The following is a 9,072-nucleotide window of genomic DNA, read 5'->3' as shown; positions in this document are numbered from 1 at the left end:
GTTCGTGCTTATCTTTCAAATAGATATATATACCAATGGCCACACCGGGAGCAAGCGCCAGGGCTAACAGGCTAATGAAATCCATAAAGCGAAGATAATGGATATCCGTTACAGGTTAAATCGTTATTGTACAGGCGGATAACCATTAACGTGTAACGGACAACGTACAGGCTACTCCATTACCTCCTCTACTTTATCCATTTTATCTGCGGAATATTTTCCGGAGGTTGCATAGATGATTTTGCCGGTAGCATCCAGTACAAAGAAATAGGGTATATCTTTTTTCTCGAAGTCGAGCGCTTCTTTATAGGGCTTCAGTTCGCCTCTGTAAAACAAAATATACGGCAACAGTTGCGGGTCTATATTTTTAATGGCCTTGCGTTTTGCTGTGCCGGTAGCCGCAGCGTTAACACCTGTAAACATGGGTACGAAATATACATTTACATCATAAGAGAAACCGGACAGTACACCGGATGTCTTCTGAATAAATTTTTCGAATACAGGTTGAAACCATGAGTTGAGTTCATCTTCTGATTTTTTAGAGTAAGCCAATCCGAGCAGGGTATATTTACCCTTCACATCATCGGGCAGCTTTACCTTTTTATCTTCAACAGTTTCAGCCTCCATAGCCGGAAACATTTTACCGACTGCCTGTGCTTTCGCTGCGAGGTTTGTCAATACTACAACTACTAAAAGTATAGCGTATCTCATACAATTGATTTTTGATTTAATTTATCCAATAACCTGCTTAGTAACCGTTCGGTTTAGTAAAAGTACTTTACAATTCGCCAAGATGACAGTAAAAGAACATTACGACCACACCTTGATAATTTTATTCATGGATGTCAGGTGATTTCAAACAGAAATCCATGAACAAGAAAGCTACTTTCGTGCCAACCATATCTTGCCTGTTGCAACAAAGGTTGCACACTTGCGAAGCTGATGATTCAACGTGAAGGCTATTGATTTTTTACCTATACTATTGGAATCGTTAATCGTTTTTACAAAAAACTTTCGAATAACCATTAACGAATAACGTTTAACTGATAACGGCTCCCCTATCGTACCCAGGCGCTTTTCTCTTCGATGGGTTTGCGCTTGCTATCGGGTATTGGAGATTTAGGTATACCAATGTGCAGAAAGCCCAGAAGTTTATCGTCTCCATCTAAACCAAATAATTCTTTTGCTGCTTCAAAGTATGTTATACCTCCGGTGCTCAGGTAACATCCTATACCGTAAGCTGCGGCAGTGAGATACATATTTTCCACGGCACAAAAAACTGCACCGATCTCTTCCAACTCAGGCACTGATTTTTTTTCATCGCGTTTCATACCCACGGCAATGATGTGAGAGGAAAGTATAGTCTTCGTTAAAAGATTCTGGTAACGCTCTTCTTTAAAAGTACCATTAGCCTCTGTTACTTTTTTATATACTGCAGCCTGTTGTTCGCCCAGCTTCTTTAAGCCATCGCCCGTAAATACTACAAACTGCCAGGGCTCGGTAAATTTGTGTGTCGGAGCCCATCGCGCATTCTCCAGCATCTGCTCTACTATTGCATCATCTACCCGTTCTCCGGTATATTGTTGTTGAAAAACAGAACGTCTGTTGCGGATAAGACTGTTTACCATTTCGGCTTTCGAAACATCTATGTTCATCGTATAAGTTTTTTTAAATTAGATTACCAAATCCCCCTTTATGCAAAAAATTTTACTCTCAGCATGTGTTATACTTTTACTAGCTTCATCGTGCGCTCCGGTTTATGTTCCTAACCTGCGCAACTCTCCACTATTTACCAAAGGAGGAGAATTTCAGGGTTCCATGCAAGTAGGCAACGGGCTTGATCTGCAAGGAGCTCTTTCTGTTTCCAATCACATTGGTATAATGGCGAATTACTCTTTCGAAGATCGCTCCAATAATACAAATCAGAATGACGATGATGATTATCACCAGCATAAATTTCTGGAAGGAGGCATCGGGTATTATGAGAATGATGGTATATGGTGCTATGAAATTTATGGTGGCTATGGAAAAGGAGAGGCTTCCAGCTATGCCGACTATAGTTTCTTTTCAGCAGGCACTTCTAAAGCTACCGGTAAATATGAACGCTTTTTTGTACAGCCTGCCTTTGGTATCAACAAGAAGGTAATGCACGTATCTTTTATACCACGTTTCTCGGTGGTTAACTTTTATCAATTTAAAGATGATGTTACCGGAACGGTTGTTACCAATGTAAACTCTTCTGCAAAAGTATTTGTAGAACCAGCCGTGATGGGACGCGTTAACCTCGCTAACAACCATATCTTTTTTACCTTTCAGGCAGGTGCAACTATTGTGGCGAGCCCGGATGTTTACTTTGAATACCGCACCTTTCAATTGGGCACCGGTGTAGGCTTCCGGTTTGGCGGCAGTGCATCTTCCAAGAAGGAAACAACGGAGTAACTACCGGTTTTTTAACAGAATAAAAAAACGCTGTCAGATTTATACTCCGACAGCGTTTCTTTTTTATTTCGGAAACTGACTCGCATCAAGATTCGGAATGATGCGCAGTGCATTTTTATAGTATATCTTTTTCAGCACATCGTCTGGCAGGTCGAGTCCATACATCCGCCAGAAAGCATGGTAGCGTTTGTGATATGGGAAGTATTCGTCAGCTGTTTCCAGTACACGGAAGTATGTTTCATATTCTTCGGGCACCCACGAATCTTTACCGAACAATACACGATCCTGGTATTTTGTCAGGAATGTTTTTGCCGCGCGCGGCTGCCGGCCCAGCTCCGCTATAACCGCACCAATCTCGGTATACATATTCGGAAATTTATCGAGCAGTTCTCCCAGTTTTTTCAAATCACTTCCATACCAGCCGAGGTGAGCATTGATAAATTTTGTTTTAGGATGCTTCCTGAAAATGTTGTGTTGCTCGGCAATGATTGTCTCCCACGAAACCGAATCAGTATCATGTCTTCTTCCCGGGTGAAGTTTGAGTTCGAGCCATCGTTCATTGTTCTTATCGATCGGCTGCCAGAATTGTTTCGGGTCTGCCGCATGAATCAATACCGGTATACCAAGCTCGCCACATTTCTCCCATATAGGATCGATGCGTGGATCATCTATATGTACACGTCTTCCTTTACTATCCTGTGTAAACATACCGAGGCTCTTATATATCTTCAGTCCTACAGCACCTTTCTTTACATCATCTTCCAATTGCTTGAGCATGCGCCCCTGCCACTCCGGATCATCAATAGCAGCGAAATCCATATTGGTAAAAACCACCAACCGCTTGGGATTGGTCTTCTTTGCGTTCTCCAATGATTTGTCAAGATGTTCCGTGCTTCCTCTTCCGCGTCCACTCAGATTTACCATGATCGCCATGTTGAGTTTATCCATCTCCTTCAACAGATCGTTCAGGTCTTGTGTAGGCATATTGAACTGATGATTGTGCACATCAATGAATGGAAACTTGGCGCGGGTAACATGATGCTCGGGCACAACGAGTGATGATGGCGGATCATATTCTTCGAAATCCATTTTCATATCCAGTGGTCTCTCCTGCGCGCGGCATGAAGCTATACCGAGCCAGAGAGCCGATGCAAAAACAAAATATCTCCTCATAAAAAGATTTTGATTGTGAAAATAACAGAAAGAACCAAACTCCCTTTGCAAAACGGGATGGAAGGTAAAAATGGTTGAGCAATGAACCGGAAGTAAAAATAAACTTGCGGCAGATATACCCAGCAATTTTACAGGAGGCATTGAAATACCAATCGCGGCACTTCGTTTTTATGTTTAAATTGCCCTTGATTTTAAATTTCCGGCATGAAATACTTCGCATTTATTTTTTTAATCTTCGTTGCTTCCGTTTCATCTGCACAAGACGCTCAGCTTGAAAGTGCAAAGAAAAAATTACAGGCTAATGATTTTAAGGGAGCAAAGGCTGACTTAACGAAGATCATCGACAGCAATCCAAAAAATAAACTGGCGCTTAACCTGCGCGGGCAAGCACGCCTGGGGTTAGAAGATTTCTACGGGGCCATTGGCGATTACAATGCTGCTCTGGATATAGATTCAACTTTTGCTGATGCCTTGAATAATCGTGGTGAAGCCAAGATGGCGCTGGAAGACGATGAAGCTGCTATTCTCGATTTCGACAAGGCTATAAAATTCAACGCTAAATTTGCTGAGGCCTATAGCAACCGTGGCCTTGCCAAGTATAACATTGAAGACCTGCAGGGTGCATACTTCGATTTCTCCAAAGCACTGGAGCTTGGCCCTGCTGACTCTGATAAATATTTTAATCGCGGTGTAGTAAAAGCAGAGCTTGGTGAATTTATCAGCGCGATTGATGACTATACCAAAGCGATTGAAATGGATAAGACCGATGCCGGCCTGTATAATTACCGGGGTGTGGCATACTACAACACCGGCAATCTTGATCTGGCTATAGCCGACTATAACGAAGCGCTTAAACTTGATCCGAAAGATCCGCTGAAGTTTGAGAACCGTGCTTTAGCGAAAAATGCCAAGCAGGATTTTAAAGGTGCACTGGATGATTACTCAAAAGCCATTGAACTGAATGCAACCGAGCCGGAAACATTTAACCTGCGCGGTGTAGTAAAGTATAATCTGGAAGATCATGATGGTGCCATTGCTGATTATACCAAGGCCATTGAACTGGACGATACCAATCCTGTTTATTACGACAATCGTGCACTAAGCAAAACTGAAAAAGAAGATTATGCAGGAGCTATTGAAGATTACTCGTCATCTATAGAGCTATATCCCAGCGATCCGGAAACATACTTTCAGCGTGCTTTGGTAAAGATCAGCATGAATAACAAATACGATGCATGCCTTGATTTTAAACGTGCCGAAGAGCTCGGATCAACAGAAGCCAAAGCTCTCATCAAGAAAAACTGTAAGTAACACTCATTTGTGAAACCGTTGCGGCTAGCCGTCATACTGAATGGAATATCGCTGGAGAAGCGTTTCTTCTATCACAAGATTTTGCCTGCACTACGGTCGGCCTATACGACAGAGGTTTTCGAGACGCGCACACGTCACGATGCGTTTACGCTCGCATCAAAAGCTGTCGACAAATCATTTGATGTAATCATCGCAGCCGGCGGTGATGGTACTTTGCACCAGGTAATAAATGGTGTACTTCAGGGAAGAGAGCAACACCAAAATTTACCAGTAACCGGTGTTATACCAGTAGGCACCGGTAATGATTTTGCCCGAACCATACAGGTAACGTCTGATCCCGCTCAACTCATGGAGTTACTTCGAACATTTGAACCTAAAGCCATTGATGTAGGAGAAGTAATTTATACTACCGAGCATGCTGCTACAGCACAATGTTATTTTATAAACGTAGCCGACCTCGGCATGGGACCGGAAGTAGTAAAGCGTGTGCTGAATAGTGGTCGCCCGTTTGGCTCAGCTGTAGCATACTATAGCGCCATCTTACAAACCTTTATTACCTATAGCCCTATGGTTGTAACAGCAAAGGCTGATGAATGGGAATGGCAAGGCAAGCTTCGCTCGATGGCACTCGGTAATGGAAAGTATTACGGCCATGGATTGTGTATAGCACCCGATGCTATAATGAACGACAATCTATTGGATGCATTTATCTGTGGCAATGTATCGGTGCTTGATTTCATTCGTCATTCTATGCCCTTAAAACAAGGCAAGCACATTCGCATTCCGGAAGTGTGGTATAAAAAAACAAAAGCGATCACATTGACTTCTCCACACAATTGTCTTATCGAAGCGGATGGAGAACTGTTGGGTAAATTGCCGGCCACTATACGCCTCGCATCGTTGAAACTTCGGTTTCTTATGCCATGAATGATTACTTTCTATAAAAAAACAACTCCCCCATCTTTATGTGATTGAAGATTGCTTTATGAATATCATTCACTTCGTTATTTTGCAGTATGATCCTTGTAGGTATTATAGAAGATGATGAACAGATTCGAAAAGGTGTTCAGACCTTTTTAAACCGCCAGGAAAATTTTGCCTGCGAATGGTCTTTTGGTTCTGTTGAGGAATTTCTGAAGTATATAGCTTCCGGAAACATGCCCAATGTACTCATCATGGATCTGGGGTTGCCTGGTATGTCGGGTATCGAAGGCATCAAGATCATCAAAGAGAAATATAGCGATGTCGATATCATTGTGTTTTCAGTATATAATGATTCCAAACGCATCTTCGATTCGTTATGTGCCGGTGCCACCGGATATTTACTGAAGAACACTCCGCTGGAAGAAATCAAGGAAGGCATTGAACTTCTTTCGAAGGGAGGTTCACCCATGTCGCCTCAGATAGCGCGTAAAGTGATTGAGTTCTTTGGGCAAAACAATAAAAAGAAAGAACAACAATCGCCTCTCTCTGCCAAAGAAAAAGAGATCGTGATCGGGTTGGTAGATGGCCTGAGCTATAAATTGATAGCCGATCGCATGGACATCAGCATTGAAACCGTGCGCTTCCACATCAAAAATATTTATCGGAAACTGCACGTGCACGGCAAAGCAGAAGTTATTTCCAAGTCGCTACGCGGGGAAATCTGATTTTATATCTACCATCTTCCCCCATACCTCCATCTTTATGGAGTTGATATGCACACATTGCGTGTTTAGCTTTATAAAAACGCTTAGCTTTATGAAAATTTATTTTTCATATATGAAAACCTTAACGCTAAGATGCCTTTCTGCCGGAATGCTGTTTCTTACAGCAACGTTGCTTGCTTCGTGTAATTTGTTCGACAAAGCCGATGATGTAGCATTTAACACTACGCTCGATCACGACATTGAAGCCTCTGAAAGTACCAGCGGTACTAACGTGACTTATCAACAAGTGATTACATTGGATGCTACTTCCGATTCTGAAATCAGCCGGTATAAAGACAAGATCAAGGGCTTTGAAGTAAACAAGATAAAATATACTATATCTTCTTACAGCGGAGCGTTTGCAACCAAGTTCACTGGTAAATTTGGCTTTGGCGATGAGTCAGGCACTTCCTATACAGTTTCCACTACGATTACAGATCTTGATCTGCAAGCAGCGTATACTGCCGGCACTGTTTACGAACTTACTCTTCCTGTTACGGAAGTTGCTAAAATAGAAGCTATGCTGAGAGATAAAAAAGAGGTAAAGATCTACGTAGATGGTACTCTTTCGCAAACTCCGGTAGCCTTTACCATCAGCGTAAGCCTGGATGTTTCTATCCAGGCCGATGCACTCTAAGAAATTTACAAGTCTATAGGATATAGTTGGTTCTACAGGTAAGTGCTTCTCTATGGGAAGCACTTTTTTATTTTTTACGGTCTGAGAATTTCTTCAAGACATCCGCTATGATCATAGTAGCATGCACTCGCGAGTTTTCAATAAACCACTTGTTGGTCTTTAGTCCTCCACATACAACACCCGCAAGATATATACCAGGAACATTCGTCTCCATAGTATATTCGTTATATACCGGTGTATGAAATGCATCGTCTTGAAAATGTATACCACTCGCTGCCATAAATTCGAACGGAGGTTGATAGCCCGTCATGGCCAACACAAAATCATTGTCCAATATTGTATCTCCTTCCGGAGTTTTTATCTCTACCGTATTTTCATTAATCTTTTTTACTTCTGAATGAAAGTATGCTTTAATGGAACCTTCCTTTATACGATTCTCTATATCGGGCTTCACCCAGTATTTTACACTATCGCGAATCTCACCTTCGCGAATCACCATTGTAACATCTGCGCCTTTGCGCCAGGTTTCCAACGCTACATCTACTGCGGAGTTGGCTGCACCGATCACCACGATCCTTTGTCCAAAGTATGGATGTGGCTCATCATAGTAGTGCTTTACTTTCGGCAGGTTCTCTCCTGGCACATTGAGCAAATAGGGAAGATCATAAAAACCCAATGCGAGTATAATAGCCTTCGCCTGGTACTGACCTTTCAGGGTAGTAACAACGTGTAGTCCATCGATGGAAGTAATTGTTGTTACTTTCTCATATAGCTTTAAATCCAGATTCCACGATGTGCATACCCGCCTATAATATTCAAGCGCTTCAAAACGATTGGGCTTGGGTTGATGCGAAATAAAAGGAACCTCCCCGATCTCCAGTCGCTCGGAAGTGGAGAAGAAAGTCATGTTGAGCGGATAGTTATACAACGAATGCGTGAGGCATCCTTTCTCGATGATGGTATATTTCAATCCGGCTTTCTTCGCTTCAATACCACAGGCCAGGCCAATAGGCCCGGCTCCTACTATAATTACATCAAACAGCTCCATTCTTATAAATCAATTTGATAATTCGACAATATTCTTAAAAATTTGGACTGATAACCTAAACTTAATATGAATAAACTATTAATCGCTGTTCTCCTGACTTTTAGCGTAGCGGGGTATGCCCAAAAGCAGATCGCAGTCGAAGACTTTACTACTAAAAATACATTTCCTCAGAAAACAGTTCGCGGCATCAACTGGATGAAGGACGGCAAGTTCTACTCAACGCTGGAGAACAACAAGGTGGTAAAGTATAATATCACCACAGGCCAGCCTGTTGAAACGCTGGTAGACGGCTCTACGCTATCAACACGTGTAGAAATACAGGACTATTCTTTCAGTGCTGATGAGAAGAGAGTTCTTTTGCAAACAAACTTCGAAAGTATATACCGCCGGTCGTTTACGGCAGCCTACTTTGTATACGACATCACAACAAAAACTGTAAAACAGCTATCGGCTAATGGCAAGCAATCATACGCAGCGTTCTCTCCGGATGGTAGCAAAGTAGCTTTCGTTCGCGAGAACAATCTATACGTGGTTGATCTTGCCGACATGCAGGAAACACAGGTAACAAATGATGGAAAATTCAATCATATCATTAACGGAACAACGGATTGGGTATACGAAGAAGAATTTGGTTTTGTAGATGGTTTCTACTGGTCGCCCGATAGCAAGAAGTTAGCATACTATCGTTTTGATGAATCGGCCGTGCGCGAATATAATCTGCAGCGTTGGGGTAAAACTTTATACCCTACCGATTATCGTTTTAAATATCCTAAAGC

Annotated in this window: 10 protein-coding genes; 6 read left to right on the top strand and 4 right to left on the bottom strand. The window is 42.2% G+C overall.

Features of this window, described 5'->3' with window-relative positions; translation table 11 throughout:
* Positions 1 to 171 precede the first annotated feature (171 nt).
* Both VIN08_RS09625 and VIN08_RS09620 read right to left on the bottom strand, forming a co-directional pair.
* Positions 172 to 711 (bottom strand): hypothetical protein, encoded by a 540-nt coding sequence (locus VIN08_RS09625; protein ID WP_331963757.1) that lies wholly within the window; start codon positions 709 to 711, stop codon positions 172 to 174.
* A gap of 347 nt (positions 712 to 1,058) precedes the next feature.
* Positions 1,059 to 1,655: a nitroreductase gene (locus tag VIN08_RS09620; protein WP_331963754.1), complete on the bottom strand. Its 597-nt coding sequence runs from the start codon at positions 1,653 to 1,655 to the stop codon at positions 1,059 to 1,061.
* 40 nt (positions 1,656 to 1,695) lie between these two features.
* On the opposite strand from VIN08_RS09620, the gene VIN08_RS09615 reads away from it, so the two are divergent.
* Positions 1,696 to 2,439: a hypothetical protein gene (locus tag VIN08_RS09615; RefSeq protein ID WP_331963751.1), complete on the top strand. Its 744-nt coding sequence runs from the start codon at positions 1,696 to 1,698 to the stop codon at positions 2,437 to 2,439.
* 63 nt (positions 2,440 to 2,502) lie between these two features.
* Here the strand turns inward: VIN08_RS09615 and VIN08_RS09610 are convergent, their stop codons facing one another.
* Positions 2,503 to 3,612: an amidohydrolase family protein gene (locus VIN08_RS09610; RefSeq protein ID WP_331963748.1), complete on the bottom strand. Its 1,110-nt coding sequence runs from the start codon at positions 3,610 to 3,612 to the stop codon at positions 2,503 to 2,505.
* 204 nt (positions 3,613 to 3,816) lie between these two features.
* Between VIN08_RS09610 and VIN08_RS09605 the strand changes: the two genes are divergently transcribed.
* The 4 genes from VIN08_RS09605 (at position 3,817) to VIN08_RS09590 (ending at position 7,248) form a co-directional block, all read left to right on the top strand.
* On the top strand, positions 3,817 to 4,923 hold the full coding sequence (locus tag VIN08_RS09605) for a tetratricopeptide repeat protein (protein ID WP_331963745.1): 1,107 nt from the start codon (positions 3,817 to 3,819) through the stop codon (positions 4,921 to 4,923).
* 9 nt (positions 4,924 to 4,932) lie between these two features.
* Positions 4,933 to 5,850, top strand: coding sequence for a diacylglycerol kinase family protein (locus VIN08_RS09600; protein ID WP_331963742.1), 918 nt, complete (start codon positions 4,933 to 4,935; stop codon positions 5,848 to 5,850).
* 89 nt (positions 5,851 to 5,939) lie between these two features.
* A complete protein-coding gene (locus VIN08_RS09595) occupies positions 5,940 to 6,572 on the top strand; it encodes a response regulator transcription factor (RefSeq protein WP_331963739.1) in 633 nt (210 codons plus the stop codon).
* Between the two features lie 112 nt (positions 6,573 to 6,684).
* Positions 6,685 to 7,248 (top strand): hypothetical protein, encoded by a 564-nt coding sequence (locus tag VIN08_RS09590; RefSeq protein WP_331963736.1) that lies wholly within the window; start codon positions 6,685 to 6,687, stop codon positions 7,246 to 7,248.
* 67 nt (positions 7,249 to 7,315) lie between these two features.
* On the opposite strand, the gene VIN08_RS09585 is transcribed toward VIN08_RS09590, so the two are convergent.
* Positions 7,316 to 8,296, bottom strand: a complete 981-nt coding sequence (locus VIN08_RS09585) for a YpdA family putative bacillithiol disulfide reductase (protein WP_331963733.1) — start codon at positions 8,294 to 8,296, stop codon at positions 7,316 to 7,318.
* 66 nt (positions 8,297 to 8,362) lie between these two features.
* Here VIN08_RS09585 and VIN08_RS09580 point away from each other — a divergent pair.
* Positions 8,363 to 9,072, top strand: a 710-nt coding sequence (locus VIN08_RS09580; protein WP_331963730.1) for a DPP IV N-terminal domain-containing protein, incomplete at its 3' end; no start/stop codon positions are given.

The organism is Ohtaekwangia sp. (genome assembly GCF_036568665.1).
Lineage (GTDB): Bacteria > Bacteroidota > Bacteroidia > Cytophagales > Cyclobacteriaceae > Ohtaekwangia.
This window is presented reverse-complemented; position numbering and strand designations above follow the sequence as displayed.

Coding starts and splice junctions, on each gene's coding strand:
- VIN08_RS09585 (WP_331963733.1), bottom strand. CDS start 8,296: ATGGAGCTGTTTGATGTAATTATAGTAGGAGCCGGGCCTATTGGCCTG.
- VIN08_RS09605 (WP_331963745.1), top strand. CDS start 3,817: ATGAAATACTTCGCATTTATTTTTTTAATCTTCGTTGCTTCCGTTTCA.
- VIN08_RS09615 (WP_331963751.1), top strand. CDS start 1,696: ATGCAAAAAATTTTACTCTCAGCATGTGTTATACTTTTACTAGCTTCA.
- VIN08_RS09595 (WP_331963739.1), top strand. CDS start 5,940: ATGATCCTTGTAGGTATTATAGAAGATGATGAACAGATTCGAAAAGGT.
- VIN08_RS09610 (WP_331963748.1), bottom strand. CDS start 3,612: ATGAGGAGATATTTTGTTTTTGCATCGGCTCTCTGGCTCGGTATAGCT.
- VIN08_RS09625 (WP_331963757.1), bottom strand. CDS start 711: ATGAGATACGCTATACTTTTAGTAGTTGTAGTATTGACAAACCTCGCA.
- VIN08_RS09590 (WP_331963736.1), top strand. CDS start 6,685: ATGAAAACCTTAACGCTAAGATGCCTTTCTGCCGGAATGCTGTTTCTT.
- VIN08_RS09620 (WP_331963754.1), bottom strand. CDS start 1,655: ATGAACATAGATGTTTCGAAAGCCGAAATGGTAAACAGTCTTATCCGC.